The following is a 25,970-nucleotide window of genomic DNA, read 5'->3' as shown; positions in this document are numbered from 1 at the left end:
CTTCGTATAATAGTTCTATAAATTGTTTATATCATTACAGACGGGTTACGTCAAGTTTGATTTCCGAAAACGAATGTCATCTCCATATATTTTGTGCCAGGAATAATGTTCGATTATTCTTGAAAAAATACGTTCAGAGTAGGCATTACGAAATTCTTCCAGTGAAAGATTGGTAGAAATAATAGTTGATTTCTCTTGAATCAGTCGTTCATTTAAACATTGAAATAACTGCGAAACAACAAACTTGTTGATCATTTCAGTACCCAGGTCATCGATGATCAGAAGGTCACATTGAAAGATCAAATCAAGGGATAATTTTGTGCTTTGATCGCTGCCCTTTTGAAATGTCTGCCCGGCCAGAAAATCAAAAAGCCCGAAAGAAGTAATGTACATACAGGTATATCCTTTGTCCATAATCTCTTTAGCAATACAGTGACTCAGAAAGGTTTTTCCGACACCTGTTGAGCCCTGAAACAGGATATTTTCATGATTAGGAAATCGTGAAATAAATCTATGGCAGTGCTGCAGGACTTTTCGAATATTCGCTCTTGGGCTTGGAAGTCCTTTTGGTGTCATCTGATCAGAATAATAATCCTCACGAAAAGTATTGAAATTTTCTCTTTCAAGGATTTTCTCCATGTTGGAATTTGAATATAGTAACTGAATCAGAGCCTGCTGAAAACAGTGACAGCGTTCCTGTCCGATATAACCGGTATCTTTACAATGTTTACAATGGTAAACTGGTTCAAGGTAATCTGCAGGATACCCATTCTCTGAAAGAAGTTTCTGTTTCTCGGCTAAAAGGATAGCATTTCTGTTTTTGTATTCTTCACGAACAGATGGCTGATCCGTAATAATCAATTTTTTACCTAGAGAAATAGAGTTATGGGCAATTTCCTGTTCCAGTTCACGGACTCTTGGAATCTTGTTATATATTTCTTTTTTTCGTTGTTCATGAATATGAAAATTGGAAAGGCGGCGATCTTCATAGAGCCGGTTGATTTCCTGATATTCATTTTTGGATAGTGGCATGTATTATCTCTCCCTGACTTCATCTGAAAATTGCTTTTGGAGAAGCTGTTCTTCTAATGCATTAAAATCATAATCTCTCTGTTGAAAATTATGTACCGGCTGATTGTTACTTACAAAAGTTTTAGGTGTTTTCTGATGTTGATAAAAGTTTTTTGCCTGTTCCAGACTTGTTATATTATTATCTTTCCAATGTTTTAAAATAGTATCCGCATATGGAAAACTTGGTTTATTAATGGCATTGATAGTCCGATTGCAGGCTTCGAGAATCAGAGACAAATCAAAGCCTTCTGTTTCCAACCATCGTTTCATATACTGTTCCTGGATAGGAGCAGGATTCTGATTCAGTCCGAAAGCCCGCATGATAGAATAATATTCTTTTTTAAAATTCTTGCTGTGGGCTTTTGCTTCATCAACTGTAGTAATATTCTCTTCATACCAGTTAATTGCAACAGACTGCATATACCGGAAGCTTTTCTTTCCGTTAGAAACACAGTGTTCAACAAGATATTCAATTAATTCACATGACATGGATAAATCTTCATATAAATATAATAGTGTATTCATATCATTACAGGTAAGAGGTTTTCCTAAAAACATTTCGCTAACATATAAAAGGTAAGAAAAGCGTTCATCTTCACTTTTTCTTTTTAATTCTGCAGGAGATAGAGTCTTCATGGCAGGAATAGCGGCAGTTCCCTGTGATTCCAAACTTGAGGCAGATTCTTTTTTAGGAGAAGCAGCCTGTGAGTCGGCAGGGAGTTTTGTTTTGCCTGATACAGGAAGAAGTTCAATATAACTGATTTCACCCTGCTCAAGTTCCATACGAAGAAGAGATTCTTTCTCCCAGTATTTTAATGCACGGGTCACATCGCGTTCTGTCAGTTCCAAAACATCAGCCAGACAAGGAATGCTGAAATTGGCTCCATCAGAAACCATACGAAGTAGATAAATGTATACTTTGATATACTCTCCGTTGGCACGAATCATATAGTTATCAACAAAAGCATTTGGAAGAAGTGTTCCTCCCGTCGGATATGTAGTTGTGACTTTTATGTAATTCATCGCATTGTTCCCCTTTAATTTTCTGATATAAACTGACTATAACTCAGAACGAAAAAAAAGTAAATAGGACGGGAATCCACATTAATTTTGTGGAAAAACCTGTGGATAATGTGGATAATGTGGATAATAAAATACAAAACACGGAAGTAAGCCATTTACATCGATTTTATTAATGTGGAAAACAAAAAAAGAAATCCACAGAATTATTTTCACACAAATGTGTATAATCCTGTGGATAATGTGGATAACTATTTATTGATGAGAGAATCCCCGATAGAATCGACGTTTCCGGCCCCCATAGTTATCAACAGATCATTTTTTTTACAATTTTTTAAAATAAATTTTTCAATATCTTCAAAGTCTTTTATATAGTGAACATCAACATCATATGCAGCCATTTTATCAACAATGTCTTTAGAACTTACAAGACCTGTGTCTTTTTCCCGGGCTGCATATATATCAGTGATGATAACATGATCGCTTAAGCTGAGTGCCTCGGCAAACTCGTTCAGAAATGCATGGGTCCTGGTATAAGTATGCGGCTGGAAAATACACCATAGTTCTTCGTGAGGATAATTTTTACAAGCATTAAGTGTTGCCTTGATTTCTGTTGGGTGATGTGCATAATCATCTACGATGGTAAAATCATTGCAGGTACCTTTCAGTTCAAAACGACGTTTGGCACCGGAGAAGCTCAGGAGACCTTTTTTAACAGCATCCATGGAGAGATTCAGACGGTCTGCAACAGCGATGGCAGCAAGAGCATTTCGTACATTGTGTTCTCCGTTTACATTTAACTGGATGTGATCGATATACTGGCCTTTTTTATAATAGTCAAAGCCGGCATGTCCGAAAGCATCATAGGTGATATTTTTGGCAGTAAATGTGTCAGTGTCATTATCAATTCCGAAAGTTGCATATTCTGCAGAAAGACCTTCTACAATGTAAGGAATGTTGTCAATCTGTCCGTTTAGTACCAGATATCCGTAATCAGGCAGCTTATGAGCAAACTCACGGAAAGAATGACGTATATCGTCAATGTCTTTGAAGAAATCCATATGATCTTCTTCTATATTAAGTATAATACTGATTTTTGGAAAGAATTCTAAAAAGCTGTTTGTATATTCACAGGCTTCTGTGATAAACATATCGGAATGTCCTACACGGATATTACCTCCAATTGCATCAAGTATTCCTCCTACACTAATTGTTGGATCTGTATTACCTGCCAGCAGGATGTGGGAAAGCATAGATGTAGTGGTTGTTTTTCCGTGAGTTCCGGAAACTGCAATAGCATTTTGATAATTATGCATCAGCTGTCCTAGCAGTGTTGCACGTTTCATAACAGGTATTCCTTTGGAAATTGCAGCTTTGTATTCTTCGTTGGTTTCAAAATTTATGGCAGCAGTATATACAACCAGATCAATATCGGAAGTAATATTATCAGCAGTCTGCTGAAAGAAAATCTTAGCACCTTTTGCTTCCAGACGATCGGTAATAGGTGAAGAGTGAATATCGGATCCGGAAATGGTAAATCCTTCTTTGAGAAGAATTTCTGCAAGTCCACTCATACTGATGCCTCCGATTCCCATAAAATGAATATGAATTGGTTGATTAAAATCTATTTGATACATGTTTAATGGGTCCTTTCTAAAAATATAATAAAAAAAGTTTTTTTGTTTTCCTTATTATAAGGCAGGTTATGTAATCTTGCAAGAGCAGCAGATAGAATATGACATGAGTATTTTTAAAATAAGAATATTTAAAAAATATAGTAAAAATTAATAATAAAAAAAGAAAATAATTCTAATAATTTGTTCACATCTACCCATGAAAATGATATAATGATAATTAGCATTTAGCGACCATTGTCAAGGAAGAAGTCATAAATGATGGTCCGGAGAGCGAATTTCAGCTATATTTTATATGAAACTAGGAGGAAGACAACATGCAAATTACAGATGTACGTATTAGAAAAGTAGCCAAAGAAGGTAAGATGAAGGCTGTAGTGTCCATTACCATTGATAATGAATTTGTTGTTCATGATATTAAGGTTATCGAAGGTGAGAAAGGATTATTTATCGCAATGCCAAGTCGTAAGGCTGCAGATGGGGAATATCGTGATATTGCTCATCCGATTAATTCCGATACAAGAAATATGATTCAGACACTGATCTTAGAACAGTATGAAGCAATGAAACTTGGGGATATTGACGCCACAGCACCGGAAATATAATTTAAAAAGAGACTTCTTCTTAAAAACAACAGTAAAAAAAATCGGGATTTTTCCCGATTTTTTTTACTTCCGGCAGATTTATAAGATAAAAAATATTATGAGACGTAGACGAACGAAAGCTGTTTTGATATGATGAAGGCAAAGTAAAGGAGGTTTAGGAATGGAATTTCATGTTGGAGATGTTATTAAATTAAAAAAAGCGCATCCATGTGGAAGTAACCAATGGGAAATACTCCGGGTTGGGATGGATTTTCGACTTCGATGTCAGGGATGTGACAGACAGGTCATGGTGCCAAGAAAGCTGGTAGAGAAAAATTTCAGAGGATTTATAAAAAATGCTTGCGAATAGGCGGATTTTATGATATCATATTTTCTCGTGGTATATAAAAATATCCTTGCTCTTTTCAGTGTAGTTAAGAGCCAATAGACCAAAAGGAGGTGCAAAAGCAATGATGAAATACGAATTAGCATTAGTTTTAAGTGCAAAGATCGAAGACGAAGAACGTGCAGCTTTAGTTGAAAAAGCTCAGGCAATGATTACTACAGCAGGTGCTACGATCACTAACGTCGATGAATGGGGTAAGAAACAGTTAGCTTACGAAATTCAGAAGATGAGAGAAGCATACTACTATTTCATCCAATTCGAAGGAGAAACAACAGTTCCAGCTGAACTGGAAGAAAAGCTTCGTATTGAGGAATCTGTATTACGTTTCTTATGCGTTAAACAGGATGCATAATTGACAGGAGGGATCCGAATATGAATAAAGTAGTATTAATGGGAAGACTGACAAGGGATCCTGATGTGAGATATACACAGGGAGACAGACCTTTGGCAGTTTCCAGATATACACTAGCAGTAAATCGTAGATTTAAGAGAGACAATGAACCAGATGCAGATTTTATTAACTGCGTGGCATTCGGACGAGCAGGTGAGTTTGCAGAAAAGTATCTGAAACAGGGTACAAAGATTGTTGTTTCTGGAAGAATTCAGACTGGCAGCTATACTAATAAAGACGGAATGAAAGTATATACAACAGATGTTGTAATAGAAGAACAGGATTTTGCAGAAAGCAAAGCCGCTGCAGCACAGAATATGGCAGCAAGTGCTCCACAGCCAAGTATGCCTCAGCCAAGTGCAGCATCCAGCGATGGATTTATGAATATTCCGGACGGTTTAGAGGAAGAACTGCCGTTTAGTTAAATAGGAGGTAGAAATCATGGCTTATACAAAAGGCGATTCTCCAATGAGAAGAAGAGGCGGACGTAGAAGAAGAAAAGTATGTGCTTTCTGTACAGAAGCTGACGCTGTAATTGATTATAAAGATGTTGCAACATTAAAGAAATATGTTTCTGAAAGAGGTAAAATCTTACCTAGACGTATCACAGGAACATGTGCAAAACATCAGAGAGCTGTTACAGGTGCTATTAAGAGAGCTAGACATTTAGCTTTAATGCCATATACAGCTGAATAATTCAGTTAACTGGATAGAGGAAAGAAGGGTCATCGTATGATGGCCCGTTTTTTTATTACATAGGAAATTCAAAGAAATTTCCTATGTAATAAAAAATGCTCCGAGAGGATGTGCAAAGGAAAGCTCTTTTACACTGTAAATTGAGAAAGTTTATCTGACAAAATACTGGCTAATTGCTGTACAAAAAGTGTTAGGGGAGTTATAATGAAAGATAATTGCATAATATCATAGCATAATATCATTGGGATGAAATTGGATAAAATAAGTCTTTTAAAGTTAGGCAGGAGAAGGGCATGGACATTATTAAAAAAACAAGAATTGACCAGTATCTGCAGGGACCCATTAAACTGACGCTGTTGCTGATACCGGTGGATATTCTGTTCATTCTTTTAGATTTTAGATGTGGATTGATACTGGGTGCATTTATACTGGTGTGCCTGGCAATACATTCATTAGGCTATAGCCATAATAAGAATGAGATCGTTAAGGAATGTATGGAGTTTGTGTTTGAACAGGGACAGATTCAGAATCATTTGATTCATGATCTGCCGATACCATACGCATTACTTGATGGAAAAGGTAATATTATGTGGTCAAATATGGCATTTAACAAAATTTGTGGAGATCGCAAGGGAGAGTGTCTGTCACATGTATTTCCAAATCTGAATAAGAAGCTGCTTCCGTCAGATGTTAATCATATGATCTCATATATTGATTATGTGAAAAAAGAAGATGAAAAAGAAGAGACGTATTTCTATAAAGTGGAGATGAATAGAATTCGAATTGACGATTTTTCAGAAGAGAATGAGGTAAATTATTCTAAACAGATGCTTCGTGAGAATTCTCTTATAGCAGTATATTTCTTTGATCAGACAATGTTAAAAAAATACAGAGAGCAAAGTGAAAACCAGAGAATGGTAATTGGTTTAATCAACATAGATAATTATGATGAGCTTATGGATGATATAGATGAAGTGAAACGTTCTATGCTGATTGCCGTTGCAGATAGAAAAATCAGTAAATTTATCCAGAATGTATCCGGTATTATCAGACGTACCGAAAAAGATAAATATTTTGTTGTGTTTGAGCAGAAATATCTGGAAAAGATCAAGAAAAATAAGTTTTCGATTTTAGATGAAATTAAGACGATTAATCTTGGAAATTCCATGCATATGACTTTGAGTATCAGTTTTGGAATTAATGGAAATACCTATCAGGAAAGTTATGAATATGCCTGTGCAGGCATGGATCTGGCTCTGGGCCGAGGTGGAGATCAAGCAGTTATTAAAGATGGAGAAGACATTTCTTATTATGGCGGCAATAGCGAGATTGTAGAACGAAATACCCGCGTGAAAGCAAGAGTGAAGGCTCATGCATTAAAAGAACTTTTGGAATCTAAGGAAAATGTTGTCATTATGGCTCACAAAATTCCGGATCCGGATGCCATGGGAGCAGCCATAGGATTGTATCGTCTCGGATTATCTTTAGGAAGAAAAGCGCATATTGTAATGAATGAAGTCACCATATCCGTTCGTCCGGTTATAGAGGCACTTCAGAATAGTGGCCAGTATGATGATGATATGTTTATAGATAATGATACTGCCATTGAGATTACAGATGAAAATACACTTTTAATTGTAGTAGATGTAAATCATTCCAATTATACAGAATGTGAACAGCTATTGCATCAGACAAAAACCGTAGTTATTCTTGATCATCATCGAAAGAATAAGGATATCATAAAAAATCCGGTGTTATCTTACATTGAACCGTATGCATCATCTACTTGTGAAATGGTTGCAGAAATACTTCAATATGTTGATACCAAACCAAAACTGGAGCCTATGGAGGCTAATGCAATGTATTTTGGTATACTTGTAGATACGGATAATTTTGTAAACAAGACAGGAGTCAGAACTTTCGAGGCAGCAGCATATCTGAAACGAAGTGGTGCGGATCTTACTTTGGTAAGAAAGATGTCCAGAGAAAGTATGGAGACTTATCGGATTCGTTCCAAGGCAATACGAAATGCAGATATATTATATGGAGAATTTGCTATTACGACTCTGGTGGGAATCGGAGTGGACAGTCCTACAGTTATTGGTGCTCAGGTTGCCAATGAACTTCTGGATATTGATGGAATTCAGGCATCTTTTGTACTGACAGGAATTGAAGAAAGAGTTTATGTCAGCGCAAGATCTATTGATGAAATTAATGTCCAGAGAATCATGGAACAATTTGGAGGTGGCGGGCATCTGACGGTTGCCGGTGCCCAGCTGGTAGATGTATCTCTGGAAGATGCAAAAGAAATTATAACGGAAACATTAAAATACATGAAACAAAAAGGAGATATATAAGTTATGAAGGTTATTCTTTTAGAAGACGTAAAATCTGTTGGAAAAAAAGATGAGATAGTAGAAGTGAATAATGGTTATGCAAGAAATGTGCTGTTTAGAAAAGGTCTTGCAATCGAAGCAACAAAAAAAGCTTTGAATGATTTAAAATTAAAAAAAGCCAATGATGATAAACTGGCAGCAGAAGCACTGGAAGCAGCAAAGGTGCTGGCAAAAGAAATAGAAGGAAAACAGCTGGTGCTGAAAATGAAAGTTGGACAGGGCGGAAGAACATTTGGATCCGTTTCCACAAAAGAAATTGCAGCAGAAGCCAAAAAACAGCTGGGATTTGATCTGGATAAAAAGAAAATGCATTGTGAACCAATTAAGAATCTTGGATTCCATGATGTAGTTATAAAAGTACATCCAAAAGTATCAGCAACTTTGAGAGTAAAAGTAGAAGAAGCATAAAAAGGAGTCCTTATGGATGAGGCGTTTGTAAAAAAAATACAGCCCCATAGTGTAGAGGCAGAACAGTCTGTTATTGGTGCAATGATCATGGATCGAGATGCCATAGCAGATGTGATTGATATTGTAGATCAGGAAGATTTTTATCAGAAACAAAACGGAATTCTTTTTGAGGCAATGGTAGAATTATATAAAGAAGGAAAGCCGGTAGATCTGGTTACCTTACAAAATAAGTTGAAGGGAAAAGATGTACCGGAATCAATGAAGAGCATGGAATTTATCAGGGATCTCCTGGAGACAGTTCCTACTTCTGCCAATGCAAAACAGTATGCAAGAATCGTAAAAGAAAAATCAACTCTTCGGAAATTGATTAAAGTCAGTGAAGAAATCACAACAGAATGTTATCTTGGAAAAGAAGATGTGTCGGTTATTCTTGACAATACAGAGAAAAATGTATTTGGACTGCTGCAGCAGGCCAGTGGAAGAGAAGACTTTGTCCCGATTGATAAAGTAGTATTAAATACATTGGATGCCATTGAAGAAGCGGCCAGTTCAGAAGGACGAGTTACCGGAATAGCAACAGGATTTACGGATCTGGATTATAAGCTGTCTGGTCTGCATCCATCAGAATTAATCATTGTAGCCGCCCGTCCTGCCATGGGGAAAACAGCATTTGTTTTAAATATTGCACAAAGAGCAGCTGTCAGAGATCATATTCCAACGGCAATATTCAGCCTGGAAATGTCAAAGGAACAGCTAGTTACCCGTATGATGGCTATGGAAGCTATGGTAGACTCGCAATCTATTCGTACCGGTGATCTTCAGGAGACTGATTGGGAAAAAATTATGGAGAGTGCCGGAACTATCGGACGCTCACCGCTGATCATCGATGATACACCGGGTATTACAATTTCTGAGCTGCGTTCAAAATGCAGAAGATATAAACAGACACATGGTCTGGAACTGATCATTATCGATTATCTGCAGTTGATGTCCGGTGGAAAACGTTCAGAGTCCAGACAGCAGGAAATTTCGGAAATTTCCCGTTCGTTAAAAGCATTGGCAAGAGAGATGAATGCACCGGTTATTGCACTTTCTCAGCTTAGTCGTCGTGTAGAAGAGAGAAAACCTGCAAAACCAATGTTATCTGATTTAAGAGAATCCGGTTCCATTGAACAGGATGCCGATGTTGTAATGTTTATATATCGAGATGAATATTACAATGAAGACTCTGAAAAGAAAGGGATTGCAGAGATTATCGTTGATAAACAGCGTAATGGTTCTACCGGAAGTGTGGAACTGGTATGGCTGGGACAATATACTAAATTTGGAAACAAAGAAAGAGCACCTCATTAATCAGTTTAGTGAGGTGTTTTCTGTTTCGTAGGAAAGATTCTGTTCTGAAGGAGGCATGTCTATGTTATCATTTCTGTTCCCGCCTGTATGTCCTTTGTGTGGTAAGACTATTTTAGAAAAAGGACAGAGGGTATGTGATTTATGCAGCAAAGAGAAAATATTTATTACGGGACCGGTTTGTTATTCCTGCGGAAAACCGTTAAAGAGACCTGAAAGTGAATATTGTGATGACTGTAAAAAATATCCGAAAAATTTTAATGGATCTATTGGTCTGTGTATTTATAAAGACCCTGTCAGGAAATCCCTGGCAGCTATAAAATATAAAAACAAAAGAATATTTGCACGATATTATTTAGAAGAGATAAGAAAGAGAAAGATAAGAGAATTAAAAGCTTTGCATGCAGATGTGGTGGTACCAGTTCCTCTTTACTATAGAAAGAAGAGACAAAGAGGCTTTAATCAGGCGGAAATTTTTGCAGAAGGAATTGGGAAAATGCTGGGATGTCCGGTAGAAAAAAATATAGTAAAAAGAAGAATCAATACGAAACCTCAAAAGATTCTTGATCCTGAAAGCAGAAAGAAAAATCTTATGGAAGCTTTTACAGGGAACAGAGAGGCGTATAGAAAGGCAGGGTGTCCTAAAAAAATCCTGGTGGTAGATGATATTTATACAACAGGTGCTACAGCTCAAGGTGTAACTGCAGCATTAAAGACACTGGGGGTAAAAGAAGTATATATTTTCTGTATTGCTATCGGGGAGGGAAACTCGTAAAGACAGAAGGAAAATCTTTCATTATGGTATTTAGGCAAATCATCTGCTATAATGGCTTAAAATAAAAGTCATTAAGAAAGGACCTGAAATGGAAAAGCGATATGATTTAAGCGAAGCATTATTAAATTGGTATGATTATAATAAACGGCTGCTTCCGTGGAGAGAGAATAAAGATCCCTATAGAATATGGATTTCTGAGATTATGCTTCAGCAGACAAGAGTTGAAGCGGTAAAACCATATTTCGATCGTTTTATGGAGGAAATCCCAACGGTAGAAGACCTGGCAAAAATAGATGATGATCGACTGATGAAATTATGGGAAGGGCTTGGATACTATAATCGTGCCAGAAATTTAAAAAAGGCTGCTCAGACAATAGTGGAAGAATATGATGGAAAACTGCCGGCAGATTTTGAAAAACTGTTATCTTTAAAAGGGATTGGTTTGTATACTGCAGGTGCTATAGGTTCCATTGCATTTGATCTTCAGGTGCCTGCGGTGGATGGAAATGTTCTTAGAGTTCTTGCAAGATTGTGGGGAGATGACTCTGATATTTTAAAGGAAAAGACCAAAAAGGAAATGGGAAAAAGAATCCTTGAATATATACCAGAAGATAGACCGGGTGATTTCAATCAGGCGTTAATTGAACTGGGAGCAACGGTCTGTATACCTAACGGAGAACCTGATTGCCAGAATTGTCCGTGGGATACGGTATGTAAAGCATATAAGGAAGATATGATTGACTGTCTTCCGGTGAGAAAGCCTAAAAAAGCAAGAAAGATAGAATATAAAACAGTGTTTCTATTGGAAACAGAGGATCAGATTGCCTTAAATAAACGAGAAGAAAAAGGGCTGTTAGCCGGATTATGGGAATTTCCTAATCTTCCAGGAAGAATGGATGAGGAAGATCTTCGAAAACAAATGGAAAGCTGGCATATAACACAGGGAAAGATTTCTATGGCAGGTAAAGGAAAACATATCTTTAGTCATATAGAATGGCATATGGAAGGAGTCCGGATAACTTTAAAACAGCCTGTTTCTGTAGAAAAATTCTGCTGGGTACCCAAAAAAGAACTAAAAACTGTCTATGCACTGCCTTCAGCATTTGAAATCTTTCGAAAATTATTGTAAAATATTGAGTATATGTATAAACTGTTAATAAAGTTAAAACAGACGAAAGAAGGAGAGAGTATGAAGTTAAAAAAAGTTTTAGCAGTCGTTCTTTCTGCAGCAGTATGTCTGGGCGCCCTGACCGGATGTGGCGGAAAAGACGAAAGTAAAGAAGACTCAAAAAAAATAGTTATCGGAGCAAGTCCTTCTCCTCATGCAGATATCTTAAAAGTAGCTGCTAAGGAATTGAAAAAAGATGGATATGAACTGGAAATTAAAGAATATTCAGACTATGTACAGCCTAATACGGCACTGGATTCTGGAGATCTTGATGCAAACTATTTCCAGCATAAACCTTATATGGATAATTTCAATGAGGAAAAAGGAACAAAGCTGGTTGCAGCAGCTACCATTCATTATGAGCCATTTGGAATTTTCCCTGGGAAGACAAAGAGCTTAAAAGATCTGAAGAATGGTGCGACAGTGGTTGTGCCAAATGATACAACAAATGAAGCAAGAGCATTGTTGCTTCTGGAATCAGAAGGCTTTATTAAATTAAAGAAAGATGCAGGATTGACAGCGACAAAGAAAGATATTGTTGAAAATTCGAAAAATCTTGACATTAAGGAAATTGAAGCAGCTCAGATTCCACGTTCTTTAAAGGACGTTGATATTGCCGTTGTAAATGGAAACTATGCTATTGAAGCAGGCTTAAAAGTTGATAAAGATGCACTGGCAGTAGAAGATGCAGATTCCATTGGGGCAAAAACATATGGAAATGTCATTGCAGTCCGCAAAGGAGACGAGGAAAAAGATTCTATTAAGGCATTGATCAAAGCATTAAAGAGCGATGCAGTAAAAGAATATATTAATGAACATTTTGATGGTGCAGTTGTACCGTTGTTCTAATTAAATTGTACTATAATAAATTACACAATAAAAAAGGAGATTATCATTATGAAAAAGATTTTAACAGTTGCATTAGCAGGTGTTCTGGCAGCTTCTATGATGTTTACAGGATGCTCAAAGAAAGAAGAGGCAAAATCAGAAGGGGAAATTCCTAAGACAATCGTTGTAGGAACAAATGCAGAATTCCCTCCTTTTGAATATGTAAATGACGATAAAGAAATTGACGGTTTTGATATGGCAGTTATGAAAGAAATCGGAAAGAGACTTGACTGCAAAGTAAAAATCAAAAACATGGAATTCAAATCGCTGATCGGTGCTATGGAATCTAAGAATCTGGATGTTATCGCAGCAGGTATGACAGTAACAGATGAAAGAAAAGAAGCAGTAGATTTTACAGATTCTTACTATACATCTAATCAGTACATTATTGTAAAAGAAGATAGCAAAGTAAAGAAAATTTCTGATCTGGATGGAAAAACTATTGCTGTTCAGGAAGGAACTACAGGAGATTTAGTAGCTACTGGAGATTATGATTCTGTAAAAGATGCTAAAGTAAAACGTTTCAAAAAAGGTGTTGACGCTGTTATGGACCTGAAAAAAGGTGGAAGTGATGCAGTTATCATCGATGCAAATCCTGCACAGGAATTTGTAAAAGCAAACGAAGGACTTCGTCTGATCAAAGATCAGTCTTCTAAAGAATATTATGCATTTGCAATTCAGAAGGGAAACAAGAAATTACAGAAAGCAATCAACAAAGAATTAGAAGCAATGAAAAAAGATGGTACTTTTGATAAATTAATCAAAAAATACATTTAGATTTGCCTTAGAAAGTAGAAAGGGCGTTTAGCAGTATGGACCAATTTGCAGCAGATTTTTATAAAGTATTCATAAAGGCAAACCGTTACGAGATGTTCCTGGATGGTTTAAAAGTAACTATTGGTGTTTCGATTGCTGCGGTTATTCTGGGAGTTCTTCTTGGAATGATTCTGGCAATTATGAAAATGACAGAAGTGAGAAAAGGAAGAAAAACTTTGTTTTCTGTTATTGCTAATATTTACATCGACATCATTCGTGGAACACCAACTGTTGTGCAGTTGCTGATTATTTATTTCCTTGTGTTCCAGACACAGATGGGAATTGTAGCAGGTATCGTGACATTTGGTATTAACAGTTCTGCTTATGTGGCAGAGATTATTCGTGCTGGGATTATGGCCGTTGATAATGGACAGATGGAAGCAGGTCGCTCTTTGGGATTGTCCTATGGGCAGACCATGAGAGATATCATTCTTCCACAGGCTATTAAAAATATTATTCCTGCACTGGGTAATGAATTTATCGTACTTATAAAGGAAACCGCAATCTTAGGATATGTTTCCATTCAGGATTTAACAAAAGCATCTGATTTTGTTATGTCAAGAACATATACATTGTTTATGCCACTGATTGGCTGTGCGGTTATCTATTATGTTTTAGTCAAACTTTTGACATTTGGATTAAATGCAGTAGAAAGGAGGCTGAGACAAAGTGATATCCGTTAAAGATTTGCATAAGAGTTTTGGAGAACTGGAAGTATTAAAAGGTATTGACTGTCATATTGAAAAAGGAGAATGTGTCTGTGTTATTGGACCATCTGGCTCAGGAAAAAGTACATTTCTCAGATGTTTGAATCTGTTGGAGCAGCCTACAAAAGGTGAAATTGTCATTGGAGAAACAAATCTGATGGATCAGAATCTTAATGTGGATCAGCTGAGAAAAGGTGTGGGAATGGTATTCCAGCATTTTAATCTGTTTCCGCACATGACGATTCTTGATAATGTTACACTTGCACCGATTCGTCATAAGATGATGAGTGAAGAAGAAGCAAAAGTAAAGGCTATGGAATTGCTGGAGCGAGTAGGTATTGCAGACAAAGCAGACAATTATCCGGTACAATTATCAGGAGGACAGAAACAGCGAGTAGCAATTGCAAGATCTCTTGCATTATCACCAGAAGTTATGCTGTTTGATGAGCCGACTTCTGCACTGGATCCTGAGATGGTAGGAGAAGTTCTGGAAGTAATGAAACAACTGGCTCAGGAAGGAATGACCATGGTAGTTGTAACCCATGAAATGGGATTTGCCAGAGAAGTGGCTGACCGTGTATTTTTCATGGATGAAGGAATCATTATGGAAGAGGGAACTCCAGAAGATATCTTTGACCATGCAAAAGAAGAAAGAACAAAAACATTTTTAAGTAAAGTGTTATAAAAGATTAAAAAAAGAGGCTTCGTCCAAAACGGCTTCCGCGCTGCGCTTGTGCAGATTGTTTTTGGGCGAAGGCTCTTTTTTATCCCAGAGATTGATTTTCTGGCGGATGTTTTTTGTAAATTCCTTAAATGTTTATGCTGTTTGTAATTAGGAGAATTCTAGAATAAGCAATGATTGATTATATATAATATACTATGCGACAATGTGCTTGAAAATAAAATACAGGACATATGCTAAGGAGATTTCAATGAAAATTAAAAAAAGAGGCTTTGTCCAAAACGGTTTCCGCGCTGCGCTTGTGCAGATTGTTTTTGGACGAAGGCTCTTTTTTGGTATAAAGATGTAGTTACATGGATTAAAAAAATAGGGATATAAATAATTTATTTCTTTTTGAGATATTTCTCTTTTTTCAATTGTATTTTTAGTAGATAAGATTTCATGAAAGAATAAACAGGGGAATACTTGCAGGTATGATGAAAGTTAAAGAATATACGGAAGATGAGATTAGCCGTATCGTAGAAGTCTATACTCCAACTCTAATTCGTCTGGCATTTACTTATACGAAAAGTGTGCCAGATGCAGAAGATGTGGTACAGGAGGTTATGATTCGGCTGATTACAAAAAAGCCATGGTTTGAGAATGAAAACCATGAAAAGGCGTGGCTGATCCGGGTAACGATCAATACGTCCATTAATTATATAAAGGCAGTGAAAAGGAGAAAAACAGAACCTTTATCATATGATATTCCGGATTTTACAAAAGAAGAAGGAGATCTTCTGGAGAAAATAGAGGAATTGCCTGAAAAATACAGGGCAGTGTTGTTTTTGTATTATTATGAAGGATATGCCATTAAAGAAATCAGTACTATTCTTAAGAAACCGGTTTCTACAGTAACGACCTGGTTATCCAGGGCAAGGAAGAAACTGAAGTTGCAGCTGGAAAAGGAGGGAGATAAATGAAACAGTTAAAAAATGAATATTGTAACATATTATCTCGCATTCAGCCGGAAAAAGATTTCCAGCAAAAACTAGTAGAAAATTTGACAAATATTCAGAAAGAAGAGAAAAGACCTGAGACAGAAGTACATCGCAAAATCGTAAAACAACAGATAATGCGTGCGGCTGTTTTTGCAATGCTGTTTTTTAGTATTATTTTCATAGGAGTCAAGACACCGGTTTCTGCAGCAATTTACAGCGTATATCAAAGATTTTTTATGACTGTTCCAGAAAAATATGAGATAAATGCTTCCAGGTATGATATTTCAATTGAGCAGGAAGCAGTAACAAAAATCGGGGGAAAGATTTGGATTGAAGATGCAGTTTTAACTGATAAAGGCATAAATCTGCGTTATATAGTAAAATCAAAAGGAACAGCCACAGAGATATATCCGGGAGATGTACTGTTAAAAACAAAAAAAGGTACAGAAATTTCATTACGACAGGCAGCATATATGCCGGTTTCTTCTGAAAAGCAGGCAGAGGAATATTACATATCCTATGAAACAGAGAATACCGGTCAGTTGAAGAAATTGCTAAAAGAAGATGTCATATGTAACCTGGAACTTTTAGAAGAAAAAGGTCAGAAGAGGGTGACAGAAGACAGTATAAGTGTTACATTTAAACCAGATAGAATTTACCAGCAGAAAACATTGAATTTGAATTACAAGTGGATACAGGGTCCCGAGAAAGAGGAATATTGTATTTCTAAAATAACGCTGGATGTCTGGTATATGAAAGTAGATTACAGGTGGAAAGCAGAAGATCCTAAGGAGTTTATGACTTTTGAATTATCAGATGAAAATGGAAGAGAGTATGTCACTCTGGATGCCCAGCTTCAGGAAGAAAATCAGGGAAAATTTAAGGGAACGGTTTATTATGAGCTGACAGATTCGGATACGGATCAAATGGTATTTAGTCCCGTAAAAATACAGGAACAGTCAGATGGAAGTCAAAAGGAAACAAAGGTATCTGGTGACAGTATTAAAGTGGAGAAGGGAGAGATTATAGGTGAAAACAAAAAGGATAATTAGCCTGGTTTTAACAGCTGTTTTAGTGATTTGTCTCTCTGTTACTACATTGGCAGATACCGGGTATGATGATACTGCTCCGGTGTTAAAAAGTTTTCGAATTTTGAATCCTGATGAGGTGAATGCAAAAAGAGGAGAAGGATTTGATATTGAATTAAACCTGGTAGAGGAGGGAACTGGTGTAACAGAGGTTCAGATATTTTTTGAAAATGAAGCAGGACAGGGATTTACAGCCGAGTATGGATTTGGAAGAGAACCTATATTCACTGGAACAAGAAAAGTACATGTTGTAGTTACCGAAAATAATGAGAAAATAAAACCGGGAACCTACAAAGTAAGAGGCATTTTATTAGCTGATGGAAATGAGAATTTCTTGTCTATAGATTCCTCGTTGGATCCGTCAGCTTATCCAGAGGTATGGAAAAACAGTACAAAAACGGTAAAAGTTACCAAGACAAATTATGACCCAGACAGAGATATTACACCTCCTGAATTACATAAATTCTCCATAAGGAATCCGGAGAATATAGATATCCGTAAAGGGATGTATATGGATTTTGAAATTACCGAAAAGGGCAGTGGTCTGGCAAGTATCGGAATATGTTATGAATCAGAAGATGGTGGTCCAAATACGGCAGAATATTATTCTGTAAAAAATGGTGAAACAAAAAATATTAAATTTAATTTAAAATCTTTGAACAATGGAAGAAATCATTTAACAGCAATTGTTTTAGCAGATCATAATGAAAATGAAAGATTTTATTTTACATCAGAGGAACCGTGGAATCAGTATTGTTCCTCTTTTACTGTCACAAATGCACCATCTGCTCCTACATTGGAGGAAATACATATTAACTCATCAAAGATCTTGACTCCAGGTGTGTTATCTTTGGATATAAAAATAGGTGGAGATCCTAATGGTGCCAGTGTTCAGGTAACACTGGAAAATGAAAAAGGACAGCAGAAAACTCTTTCATGGAATCATGAGCAGATACTGAAACCTGGAATGAACAGAATCAAGCTGCCAATCAGTCCGTTTTTTGGTGTTGGGAAATGGCATGTGGAGAGTGTACTGCTGGTTGGAAAATCCGGTAAAATGACCGCATATTATAAAGACAATTCATATGGCGGAGCCAATCGGCTATTGAATGATGTATCAGGTTTTGAAGATAAAGAAATTGAAATTTCCAGTTCCTATCAGATTACCTATTACGGAAGTGTAGGAAACCCTAAAACAGCAGTAGAAAAAATGAAGGCTATGAAAGAGGGACAGACTGCAGTTTTGGACTGCAGGTATAGTAAGTGGGCAAAAAAGGCGCTTTTTGAGGCTATTGCAGGTCAGAATAAAACTCTGGTTTTTGAGGATGAGGATGTTCAATGGGTTTTCAATGGAAAGAACATTAAAAAGTCTGCATGTAAAGATATTGATCTGACATCTGAGATTAAAAAAGTTTCAGGGGCTAAATATGGATTTGCGGATGATTCTTATATTTTATATATGTGTTATGCCGACAATGGGAAGCTGCCGGGAAAAGTTGAAATGAGGGTAAATTATGAGTATTTATTCGAAAAATATGGTGAAAGTGGTCAAAAACTGCTTTTAAGCTACTATGACGACGGAGAAATAGAAAATATGGGAAGTAATGCGAAAGTGGCAAAGGATTATTACGCAGAATATAATATTACCCATAATTCCACATATTTACTATCAGAACATAAACCTCGACTGGCTGCACCATCAAAATTCCAGGCAAAATCCTACAAGGATAAACAAATTTATCTAAAATGGAACAGAGTTGGAGGAGCAACAGGATATCGTGTCTACAAAAGCAGTTCAAGAAATGGAACCTATCGGTATATCGGAAAAACAAGTAGTAATAGTAAAACAACCTATATTGATCGTAATACAAGAGCAGGGAAAACATATTACTATCGGGTAAAAGCCAGTGAAACATCTAAAAAAATACCGGCAGCTTATAGTCAGAAAGTATCCTGTAAAGCTGTTCCGGGAAAAGTATATAAAGTTAAAACAAAAAAGTATTATAAGAGCATTAAAATAACATGGCAAAAAGTCTCTCTTACCAGCGGCTATCAGGTTTATATGTCTGTGAATAGATCAAATAGTTTTAAGAAAAAGAAAACAACTTCTGGTACAGCTTATACAACGGGAAAATTAAAAACCGGAAATACATATTATTTTAAAGTCAGAAGTTATAAAAAAATTGGCGGCCGAAGATATTATGGACCATATAGTACTGTCATGAAGAAAACAATTTAAAAAAATCAGCAAAGAGGCGGTGAAATCCTAAAGATTTGACTGCCTCTTTTTTTGTGTATTGTATACGGTAAAAAATCATAAAATAAGTACAAAGAATAACGGAAAGACTGGTAAAGAATAAGGAAGAGGGATACAATAAATACTATAGAAAAATTGTCAGAAAGGAGGCTTTGTTATGAGTGTTATTGCTAAACAACTGGCTGACATTGAAATGACGGCTCGTGCTATTGTTGAGAATGCGGAGGATAGTAAACATGAGCTGGAGCATGAAATGCAGGAAAAGAGAGATCAGTTTGATCATGATCTTGAAGAGGAAACAAAGAAGAAGCTGGAGGCAATTCGATCGGAATTACAACAAAATATAGATAATCTTTTGGAGAAGCAAAGAAAACAAAATGAGAGGGAAATAGAATTTCTGAAAAAGGATTTTGAAAAGAATCATCAGAAGTATGCAAAGGAGATTTTATTAAAAATTATTGAGGTATCATTATGATAGGAAGTGTTATGGCATATAGTGGAATCGTAACCAAAATTCATGCCATGCGTGCCAGATTGCTTAAACCTGATGATTATGAAACCATTGCATCAATGCAAACGGTAACAGATATTATTCATTATCTGCAGCATACCAAATCCTATGGCCCGTTAATTGATCAGATGGATGAATCTCTTTATCATCGGGGGAATATTGAAAAAATTCTGATTCAGTCATTGTACAACGATTATACAAGTCTGTACCGGTTTTCTAATATGAAACAGAAAGAATTTTTAAAGATATTTATGAAGAGGTATGAAGCAGATCTGATAAGATATTGTTTTCGCATTGTGTTTAATCATTACGATGTACCATTTGATCTGGATTATAAAAAACCGTTTTTTAATAAATATTCAGATATCAGTATTGATAGATTGATTACTTCAAAAGATATCAGTGGTTTGGTGGATAATCTAAGAGGAACGGAATATTATGAGCCATTGGCAAAGATCCGGGACACTGGGGCAGAAACATTATTTGATTATGATCTTGCTTTGGATTTATATTATTTTTCAAATATGTGGAAAACCAGAAAGCATGCATGGAGCAAAAGTGATGAAGCGATACTGAAAAAAGATCTTGGTATTAAAATAGATTTACTGAATCTGCAATGGATTTACAGAGCAAAAAAATATTATCATATGACACCGCCGGATATTTATACATTAATGATTCCCATACAATATAGGCTGCCGGAGGAGCAGTTTAAGGCATTGGTAGAGGCTCCTTCAGTTGGTGAGTTTTTCCGGATATTAAATCAGACATTTTATGGAAGAAACTATCAGTTTAATGAAGAATATAATGTTGAGAAGGTTGTTGATCAATGTCTAAAGCATATTTTTGTAACGGCTTTCCGGAATCATCCATATTCGCTGGCAAGTCTGCAAGGATATTTATTTTTGAAAGAAGAAGAAATTAACAAGATAACAACGGCTCTGGAATGTATTCGATATGGGCTGTCAGAAAGAGAGACTCTTAAATATATTTCAGATCCGGACACCCTAGATTCCAGACAGCAGGGAGGTAGTACGGAATGATTGTAAAAATGAAATTCCTAAGCATTTCCGGCCCAAGGACAGATATTGACCGGGTGAGTAATGAATATTTATCGAAATATGAAATACAGCTGGAAAATGCAATCACTGAATTAAAAACAACGGATAATCTGATGCCTTTTATGGAACTGAATCCTTACAAAGAACCATTATCAAAGGCAGAACAATATGCCGGAAAGCTGAAAAATAAGGATATACCAGCGGACACATCGCTTTCTTCGGAAGAGATGATTACACTGATAAGGAATTTAAATCATGATTATCTGGAGTTAAAAGAACAGGAAGAGAGGTTAAAGAAAGAAAAAGATGGTATTCTTGAAAAACTGCATATTTTTGAGCCGTTTAAGGCGTTGGAACTGAATGTTGCAGAAGTCTTGAATTACCATTACCTGAAAGTTCGATTTGGACGAATCGCTCTGGATCATTATTACAAAATGGAGAAATATCTGTTTGATGACCTTAATGCCGTTTTTATAGAAAGCAGTAGAGATGAGAATTATGTTTATGGATGTTATTTTGCAGCTCATCTGGAAATGGGAAAGGTTGACTCTGTTTTTAAATCGCTGCATTTTCAATTAATAAATATACCGGATGACAATGAGGGTATACCATCAGTAATTTGCCGGAATATGGAAGAGCAGATAGAACTTCTGGATCAGCAGATTTATGCTGTTCAGAAAAAAATCGGAGAATATCTTTCCAGTCATGCAGCCAGAATTCTGGGTGCAAAAGAGAAATTAGCGGAGTTGTCCACTAATTTTGATGTGCGGAAAATGGCAGCACGAATGGAAAATGAACAGGAAGATTATTATATCTTATGCGGATGGATGAGCGAGGAGGATGTAGAGTCATTTGTTGAGGAGACAAAAAACGATGACCGGATTACCATTGTGGTAGAAGAAGGACGAGAAAAATATTTTGGAGATCCGCCTACAAAGCTTAAAAATCCAAAGTTTTTCAAACCTTTTGAAATGTTCATACGCATGTATGGACTTCCGGCACATGATGAAATGGATCCAACCATATTTGTAGCTTTGACTTATACATTTATTTTTGGAGCAATGTTTGGAGATGTAGGCCAGGGGTTATGTCTGTTTTGTGGAGGAGGACTTTTGTATCTGACGAAAAAAATTAATCTGGCGGGAATTATTTCTGTTGCAGGTATTTTTTCAATCTTTTTTGGTTTTATGTACGGAAGTTTCTTTGGATTTGAAGGTACCATAATAAAGCCTCTGTGGTTGTCTCCAATGAAAGCCATGACAAATCTTCCTTTTGTAGGTCAGTTAAATACGGTCTTTATTGTGGCGGTTGCTTTTGGCATGGGATTAATTTTAATGGCGATGGTCTTTCAGATTATCAATGCGAAAAAGCAGGGAGATACAGAAAATCTGCTGTTTAGTCCTAATGGACTGGCGGGACTTGTATTTTATGGATTTCTTGTGCTGACCATTGTTTTATATATGACAGGACACAGAACTCCTGGAAATATTATGATGATAATTTTCCTTGGAATACCAGTACTTTTATTTTTATTGAAGGAGCCTCTTGGGCAGAAGATAAAAGGAAAAAAAGTTAAGATTGAAAGTGGAATGGGAATGTTTCTGGTACAGGGATTTTTTGAGTTATTTGAAACTATGCTGAGTTTCTTTTCCAACACTATTTCTTTTGTTCGTATTGGAGCATTTGCTGTTAGCCATGCGGCAATGATGGAAGTTGTTTTGATGCTTGGAGGAATAACGGAAGGAGCAGAAAATCCCAACTGGATCGTTATTGTTTTAGGAAATATTCTGGTCAGCGGACTGGAGGGACTGGTTGTTGGAATCCAGGTACTGCGTCTGGAATATTATGAAATGTTCAGTCGTTTTTATAAGGGCTCAGGAAGAGAATTTAAGCCATTTAACGAAAAAACAAAAGAAAGAATCAAATAGGAGGGTGTTTATATGACATTGGCAGTTAAATTATTATTGATTACAGCTTTAATTTTAAGTATTGTACTCCCTTTTGGATATTTTTTAATGGGAGAGAAAACAAAGAAACGTTATAAGAGAACCATAGGAACCAATACATTTTTCTTTTTTAGTATTTTGCTGGTTGCAGGGATTATGCTGTTTATTACAGACCCTGTACAGGCTGCATCCGGCGGAAACGGGGATGCAATGTCAACGGGACTTGGATATCTGGCAGCAGCTTTATCTACAGGATTATCCTGTGTAGGTGGAGGTATTGCAGTGGCAAGTGCGGCAAGTGCAGCTCTTGGAGCCATTAGCGAGGATTCCAGTGCCCTTGGTAAGTCTTTGATTTTTGTAGGTCTTGCGGAAGGTGTCTGCCTGTATGGATTGATTATTTCTTTCATGATTATCGGTAGACTGGGATAATAAGGACGTGATTTTCTATGAAAATGTATTTAATCAGTGATAATGTAGATACTCTGACAGGTATGCGTCTGGCCGGGGTGGATGGAGTAGTTGTTCATGAAAAAGAGGAACTTAAAAAAGCACTGGAAAAGGCAATGAGTGATACATCGATAGGAATTGTTCTGCTCACAGAAAAATTTGGCCGTGAATTTCCAGAACTGATTGATGAGATTAAGCTGGAACGACAGATGCCACTATTAATAGAGATTCCTGATCGTCATGGAACCGGACGTAAAAAAGATTTTATCACTTCTTACGTAAATGAGGCAATTGGTCTGAAATTATAAGACTGGTCAAAGAAAGAAGGTGACCAAGGTGACAATCGAAGAAAAAATTTCACATTTGCAAGGTGCTGCCATGGAAGAGGCCAGAAGCCAGGGAAATGGAATTATTGCACAGCATAAAAAAGCATTAGAAAATATATTTGAAACACATAAACAGGAAGCAATCCGACAGGCTGATACCAGGATTAAGGCTGAGACCACATCTGCAAGACAGCAGTTAAATACTGCCGCATCTAAAGACCAGCTAAAGTTACGGCGGGAATTTAGCCAGATACAGTATGTGTTAAAAAATCAGCTGTTTCAGGAAGTTTCAGATTTGATGCATCAGTATATGAAGACGAAAGAATATGAGGAGCTTCTGATTTCTTATATAACCAAGGCAGCAAGGTTTGCCCAGGGACAGCCGCTGACCCTTTATATTTCAGCGGCAGATAAAGATAAAAAAGAAAAACTGGAAAAACGTACCGGAATGACGATTCTGATCAGTGAAGATGATTTTATTGGAGGAATCCGGGCAGTAATTCCAGGTAGGAATATATTGATTGATAATTCTTTTAAAGGTGCGTTAGAAAAAGAATATCAGGAGTTTACCTTTAAAGGAGGTGAAGGACGTTGAGCAGGACTGGAACAATTTATGGCATAAACGGACCTGTCATCTATTTAAAAGGAAATACCGGATTTAAAATGTCTGAGATGGTATATGTAGGAGAAGAGAGACTGGTTGGAGAAGTGATATCTCTTGATAAGGATCGAACTACCATTCAGGTGTATGAAGAAACATCAGGACTTTGTCCGGGAGAGATTGTAGAAGCTACAGGAGAAGCAGTTTCTGTCACATTGGCACCGGGTATCCTTGATAATATATTTGATGGAATAGAGCGTCCGCTGGAGAGAATTGCAGATTCAGGAAGTGCATTTATTACACGAGGAATCAGTGTGGATTTTCTGGATCTGAATAAATTATGGGATACGCATATGACAGTTTCTGCCGGGGATATTCTCCATGGAGGGGATATTATTGCGGAAGTGCCGGAAACAAGGGCAATTGTCCACAAATGTATGGTGCCGCCAGATATTGCAGGACAGGTGATTTCTGTTGTTCAGGACGGGAAATATACAATTAAAGATACTCTTGTTTCACTAAAGATGGAAGATGGAACAATAAAGGAATTGTCTATGATGCAAAGATGGCCTATTCGAGATCCAAGACCGGTTCATAATCGTATTCCTGCCTGTGAACCATTGATAACCGGACAGAGAATCCTTGATACCATGTTTCCTATTGCAAAAGGGGGAACAGCAGCAATTCCCGGAGGGTTTGGAACAGGAAAAACCATGACTCAGCATCAGATTGCAAAGTGGGCCAATGCGGACATTATTATTTACATTGGATGCGGAGAACGTGGAAATGAAATGACACAGGTTCTGGAGGAATTTTCAGAGCTGACAGATCCTAGAACAGGAAATCCTCTGATGGATCGTACTACATTAATTGCCAACACATCCAATATGCCGGTTGCCGCCCGGGAGGCATCTATTTATACCGGTCTTACTCTGGCAGAATATTACCGGGACATGGGATATGATGTGGCAATTATGGCAGATTCAACATCACGCTGGGCGGAAGCTTTAAGGGAACTATCAGGACGATTAGAGGAAATGCCGGCGGAAGAGGGATTTCCGGCTTATCTGGCATCCAGATTATCGGCATTTTATGAAAGAGCAGGAATGATGCATAATTTAAATGGAACTGATGGTTCGGTATCCATTATCGGTGCAGTATCACCTCAGGGTGGAGATTTTTCAGAACCGGTAACTCAGAATACCAAGCGATTTGTCCGCTGTTTCTGGGGACTGGATAAATCACTGGCATATGCAAGACATTTTCCGGCTATTCACTGGCTTACCAGTTATAGTGAATATCTGATAGATTTAAGCGGATGGTATAATGAAAATGTATCACCTAGATTTGTAGATTACCGAAACCGATTAATGGCACTTTTAAATCAGGAAAGCAGTCTGATGGAAATTGTAAAACTGATCGGAAGTGATGTATTGCCTGATGATCAGAAACTGGTGCTGGAGATTGCAAGAGTGATTCGCCTTGGATTTTTACAGCAAAATGCATTTCACAAGGATGATACCTGTGTTTCTATGGAAAAACAGTTTAAAATGATGGACATTATTTTATATTTATACCAGAAATGCAGAGAGCTGGTTGCCAAAGGAATGCCTATGAGTGTTCTCAAACAGGATCGTATTTTTGAAAAGGTTATCGCGATTAAATATGATGTGCCAAATGATAATCTGCAGATGCTGGATTTTTATAAACAGGATATTGATGATTTTTATAAAGCAGTCATAGAACGAAATGCATAGGAGG

27 protein-coding genes are annotated in these 25,970 nt (G+C 36.9%); 24 read left to right on the top strand and 3 right to left on the bottom strand.

Annotation, left to right across the window (positions count from 1 at the left end; translation table 11 throughout):
• Nucleotides 1-45: 45 nt before the first annotated feature.
• From BHF70_RS07690 to murC, 3 genes are all read right to left on the bottom strand, one after another.
• Nucleotides 46-1,032, bottom strand: coding sequence for an ATP-binding protein (locus tag BHF70_RS07690; RefSeq protein WP_075759689.1), 987 nt, complete (start codon nt 1,030-1,032; stop codon nt 46-48).
• Between the two features lie 3 nt (nt 1,033-1,035).
• Nucleotides 1,036-2,094 (bottom strand): DnaD domain protein, encoded by a 1,059-nt coding sequence (locus BHF70_RS07685; RefSeq protein WP_075759688.1) that lies wholly within the window; start codon nt 2,092-2,094, stop codon nt 1,036-1,038.
• A 248-nt stretch (nt 2,095-2,342) separates the two neighbouring features.
• The gene (murC, locus tag BHF70_RS07675; RefSeq protein WP_075759687.1) at nt 2,343-3,728 is read right to left on the bottom strand and encodes a UDP-N-acetylmuramate--L-alanine ligase; all 1,386 of its coding nucleotides are present in this window, start codon (nt 3,726-3,728) and stop codon (nt 2,343-2,345) included.
• 314 nt (nt 3,729-4,042) lie between these two features.
• On the opposite strand from murC, the gene spoVG reads away from it, so the two are divergent.
• The 24 genes from spoVG to BHF70_RS07555 all read left to right on the top strand — a co-directional run bounded on the left by spoVG (nt 4,043) and on the right by BHF70_RS07555 (nt 25,966).
• Nucleotides 4,043-4,330, top strand: a complete 288-nt coding sequence (spoVG, locus tag BHF70_RS07670) for a septation regulator SpoVG (RefSeq protein WP_075759686.1) — start codon at nt 4,043-4,045, stop codon at nt 4,328-4,330.
• Nucleotides 4,331-4,490: 160 nt separating this feature from the next.
• Nucleotides 4,491-4,679 (top strand): DUF951 domain-containing protein, encoded by a 189-nt coding sequence (locus tag BHF70_RS07665; protein ID WP_075759685.1) that lies wholly within the window; start codon nt 4,491-4,493, stop codon nt 4,677-4,679.
• 100 nt (nt 4,680-4,779) lie between these two features.
• On the top strand, nt 4,780-5,067 hold the full coding sequence (gene rpsF / locus BHF70_RS07660) for a 30S ribosomal protein S6 (RefSeq protein WP_075759684.1): 288 nt from the start codon (nt 4,780-4,782) through the stop codon (nt 5,065-5,067).
• Between the two features lie 20 nt (nt 5,068-5,087).
• Nucleotides 5,088-5,531 carry a single-stranded DNA-binding protein gene (locus tag BHF70_RS07655; RefSeq protein ID WP_075759683.1) on the top strand — a complete coding sequence of 148 codons (444 nt, stop codon included), beginning with the start codon at nt 5,088-5,090 and terminating at the stop codon, nt 5,529-5,531.
• Nucleotides 5,532-5,547: 16 nt separating this feature from the next.
• Complete coding sequence (rpsR, locus tag BHF70_RS07650; protein WP_008392249.1) at nt 5,548-5,802, top strand: 30S ribosomal protein S18; 255 nt, start codon at nt 5,548-5,550, stop codon at nt 5,800-5,802.
• Nucleotides 5,803-6,095: 293 nt separating this feature from the next.
• Nucleotides 6,096-8,159 carry a DHH family phosphoesterase gene (locus BHF70_RS07645; protein WP_075759682.1) on the top strand — a complete coding sequence of 688 codons (2,064 nt, stop codon included), beginning with the start codon at nt 6,096-6,098 and terminating at the stop codon, nt 8,157-8,159.
• A gap of 3 nt (nt 8,160-8,162) precedes the next feature.
• Nucleotides 8,163-8,606, top strand: a complete 444-nt coding sequence (gene rplI / locus BHF70_RS07640; RefSeq protein ID WP_075759681.1) for a 50S ribosomal protein L9 — start codon at nt 8,163-8,165, stop codon at nt 8,604-8,606.
• Between the two features lie 12 nt (nt 8,607-8,618).
• Nucleotides 8,619-9,959 carry a replicative DNA helicase gene (dnaB, locus tag BHF70_RS07635; protein ID WP_075759680.1) on the top strand — a complete coding sequence of 447 codons (1,341 nt, stop codon included), beginning with the start codon at nt 8,619-8,621 and terminating at the stop codon, nt 9,957-9,959.
• Nucleotides 9,960-10,020: 61 nt separating this feature from the next.
• On the top strand, nt 10,021-10,731 hold the full coding sequence (locus tag BHF70_RS07630; protein WP_075759679.1) for a ComF family protein: 711 nt from the start codon (nt 10,021-10,023) through the stop codon (nt 10,729-10,731).
• Nucleotides 10,732-10,819: 88 nt separating this feature from the next.
• The gene (gene mutY / locus BHF70_RS07625) at nt 10,820-11,860 is read left to right on the top strand and encodes an A/G-specific adenine glycosylase (protein WP_075759678.1); all 1,041 of its coding nucleotides are present in this window, start codon (nt 10,820-10,822) and stop codon (nt 11,858-11,860) included.
• Between the two features lie 60 nt (nt 11,861-11,920).
• Entirely contained in the window at nt 11,921-12,748 is an 828-nt protein-coding gene (locus tag BHF70_RS07620; RefSeq protein WP_075759677.1) for a MetQ/NlpA family ABC transporter substrate-binding protein, read from the top strand.
• Nucleotides 12,749-12,796: 48 nt separating this feature from the next.
• Entirely contained in the window at nt 12,797-13,564 is a 768-nt protein-coding gene (locus tag BHF70_RS07615) for a basic amino acid ABC transporter substrate-binding protein (protein WP_075759676.1), read from the top strand.
• Nucleotides 13,565-13,599: 35 nt separating this feature from the next.
• Nucleotides 13,600-14,286, top strand: coding sequence for an amino acid ABC transporter permease (locus BHF70_RS07610; RefSeq protein WP_075759675.1), 687 nt, complete (start codon nt 13,600-13,602; stop codon nt 14,284-14,286).
• The gene (locus BHF70_RS07605; RefSeq protein WP_075759674.1) at nt 14,273-14,995 is read left to right on the top strand and encodes an amino acid ABC transporter ATP-binding protein; all 723 of its coding nucleotides are present in this window, start codon (nt 14,273-14,275) and stop codon (nt 14,993-14,995) included. Before BHF70_RS07610 ends, BHF70_RS07605 begins: the two co-directional genes overlap by 14 nt.
• Before the next feature lie 470 nt (nt 14,996-15,465).
• On the top strand, nt 15,466-15,954 hold the full coding sequence (locus BHF70_RS07600) for an RNA polymerase sigma factor (protein WP_230973678.1): 489 nt from the start codon (nt 15,466-15,468) through the stop codon (nt 15,952-15,954).
• On the top strand, nt 15,951-17,024 hold the full coding sequence (locus tag BHF70_RS07595) for a hypothetical protein (RefSeq protein WP_075759673.1): 1,074 nt from the start codon (nt 15,951-15,953) through the stop codon (nt 17,022-17,024). Before BHF70_RS07600 ends, BHF70_RS07595 begins: the two co-directional genes overlap by 4 nt.
• Nucleotides 17,002-19,299: a fibronectin type III domain-containing protein gene (locus tag BHF70_RS07590; protein ID WP_075759672.1), complete on the top strand. Its 2,298-nt coding sequence runs from the start codon at nt 17,002-17,004 to the stop codon at nt 19,297-19,299. The genes BHF70_RS07595 and BHF70_RS07590 overlap by 23 nt, the downstream gene beginning before the upstream one ends.
• Before the next feature lie 175 nt (nt 19,300-19,474).
• On the top strand, nt 19,475-19,792 hold the full coding sequence (locus BHF70_RS07585; protein WP_075759671.1) for a hypothetical protein: 318 nt from the start codon (nt 19,475-19,477) through the stop codon (nt 19,790-19,792).
• Nucleotides 19,792-20,871: a V-type ATPase subunit gene (locus BHF70_RS07580; RefSeq protein ID WP_075760559.1), complete on the top strand. Its 1,080-nt coding sequence runs from the start codon at nt 19,792-19,794 to the stop codon at nt 20,869-20,871. The genes BHF70_RS07585 and BHF70_RS07580 overlap by 1 nt, the downstream gene beginning before the upstream one ends.
• Nucleotides 20,868-22,817, top strand: a complete 1,950-nt coding sequence (locus tag BHF70_RS07575; protein ID WP_075759670.1) for a V-type ATP synthase subunit I — start codon at nt 20,868-20,870, stop codon at nt 22,815-22,817. Before BHF70_RS07580 ends, BHF70_RS07575 begins: the two co-directional genes overlap by 4 nt.
• 12 nt (nt 22,818-22,829) lie before the next feature.
• A complete protein-coding gene (locus BHF70_RS07570) occupies nt 22,830-23,264 on the top strand; it encodes an ATP synthase subunit C (protein ID WP_075759669.1) in 435 nt (144 codons plus the stop codon).
• A 17-nt stretch (nt 23,265-23,281) separates the two neighbouring features.
• Complete coding sequence (locus BHF70_RS07565) at nt 23,282-23,590, top strand: V-type ATP synthase subunit F (RefSeq protein ID WP_075759668.1); 309 nt, start codon at nt 23,282-23,284, stop codon at nt 23,588-23,590.
• Nucleotides 23,591-23,618: 28 nt separating this feature from the next.
• A complete protein-coding gene (locus BHF70_RS07560; protein ID WP_075759667.1) occupies nt 23,619-24,203 on the top strand; it encodes a V-type ATP synthase subunit E in 585 nt (194 codons plus the stop codon).
• A complete protein-coding gene (locus BHF70_RS07555) occupies nt 24,200-25,966 on the top strand; it encodes a V-type ATP synthase subunit A (protein ID WP_075759666.1) in 1,767 nt (588 codons plus the stop codon). Before BHF70_RS07560 ends, BHF70_RS07555 begins: the two co-directional genes overlap by 4 nt.
• The last annotated feature ends 4 nt before the right edge of the window (nt 25,967-25,970 follow it).

The sequence above is a fragment of the Anaerostipes sp. 494a genome (assembly GCF_001940315.1).
Classification (GTDB): domain Bacteria; phylum Bacillota; class Clostridia; order Lachnospirales; family Lachnospiraceae; genus Anaerostipes; species Anaerostipes faecalis.
Note: the sequence above shows the minus strand (reverse complement) of the source record. Positions and strands in the feature narration are given on the sequence as shown.

Bases quoted from the DNA above. Each gene is read 5' to 3' on its own strand.
- BHF70_RS07690 (WP_075759689.1), bottom strand. From the start codon at position 1,032: ATGCCACTATCCAAAAATGAATATCAGGAAATCAACCGGCTCTATGAA.
- BHF70_RS07685 (WP_075759688.1), bottom strand. From the start codon at position 2,094: ATGAATTACATAAAAGTCACAACTACATATCCGACGGGAGGAACACTT.
- murC (WP_075759687.1), bottom strand. From the start codon at position 3,728: ATGTATCAAATAGATTTTAATCAACCAATTCATATTCATTTTATGGGA.
- spoVG (WP_075759686.1), top strand. From the start codon at position 4,043: ATGCAAATTACAGATGTACGTATTAGAAAAGTAGCCAAAGAAGGTAAG.
- BHF70_RS07665 (WP_075759685.1), top strand. From the start codon at position 4,491: ATGGAATTTCATGTTGGAGATGTTATTAAATTAAAAAAAGCGCATCCA.
- rpsF (WP_075759684.1), top strand. From the start codon at position 4,780: ATGATGAAATACGAATTAGCATTAGTTTTAAGTGCAAAGATCGAAGAC.
- BHF70_RS07655 (WP_075759683.1), top strand. From the start codon at position 5,088: ATGAATAAAGTAGTATTAATGGGAAGACTGACAAGGGATCCTGATGTG.
- rpsR (WP_008392249.1), top strand. From the start codon at position 5,548: ATGGCTTATACAAAAGGCGATTCTCCAATGAGAAGAAGAGGCGGACGT.
- BHF70_RS07645 (WP_075759682.1), top strand. From the start codon at position 6,096: ATGGACATTATTAAAAAAACAAGAATTGACCAGTATCTGCAGGGACCC.
- rplI (WP_075759681.1), top strand. From the start codon at position 8,163: ATGAAGGTTATTCTTTTAGAAGACGTAAAATCTGTTGGAAAAAAAGAT.
- dnaB (WP_075759680.1), top strand. From the start codon at position 8,619: ATGGATGAGGCGTTTGTAAAAAAAATACAGCCCCATAGTGTAGAGGCA.
- BHF70_RS07630 (WP_075759679.1), top strand. From the start codon at position 10,021: ATGTTATCATTTCTGTTCCCGCCTGTATGTCCTTTGTGTGGTAAGACT.
- mutY (WP_075759678.1), top strand. From the start codon at position 10,820: ATGGAAAAGCGATATGATTTAAGCGAAGCATTATTAAATTGGTATGAT.
- BHF70_RS07620 (WP_075759677.1), top strand. From the start codon at position 11,921: ATGAAGTTAAAAAAAGTTTTAGCAGTCGTTCTTTCTGCAGCAGTATGT.
- BHF70_RS07615 (WP_075759676.1), top strand. From the start codon at position 12,797: ATGAAAAAGATTTTAACAGTTGCATTAGCAGGTGTTCTGGCAGCTTCT.
- BHF70_RS07610 (WP_075759675.1), top strand. From the start codon at position 13,600: ATGGACCAATTTGCAGCAGATTTTTATAAAGTATTCATAAAGGCAAAC.
- BHF70_RS07600 (WP_230973678.1), top strand. From the start codon at position 15,466: ATGATGAAAGTTAAAGAATATACGGAAGATGAGATTAGCCGTATCGTA.
- BHF70_RS07595 (WP_075759673.1), top strand. From the start codon at position 15,951: ATGAAACAGTTAAAAAATGAATATTGTAACATATTATCTCGCATTCAG.
- BHF70_RS07585 (WP_075759671.1), top strand. From the start codon at position 19,475: ATGAGTGTTATTGCTAAACAACTGGCTGACATTGAAATGACGGCTCGT.
- BHF70_RS07575 (WP_075759670.1), top strand. From the start codon at position 20,868: ATGATTGTAAAAATGAAATTCCTAAGCATTTCCGGCCCAAGGACAGAT.
- BHF70_RS07570 (WP_075759669.1), top strand. From the start codon at position 22,830: ATGACATTGGCAGTTAAATTATTATTGATTACAGCTTTAATTTTAAGT.
- BHF70_RS07565 (WP_075759668.1), top strand. From the start codon at position 23,282: ATGAAAATGTATTTAATCAGTGATAATGTAGATACTCTGACAGGTATG.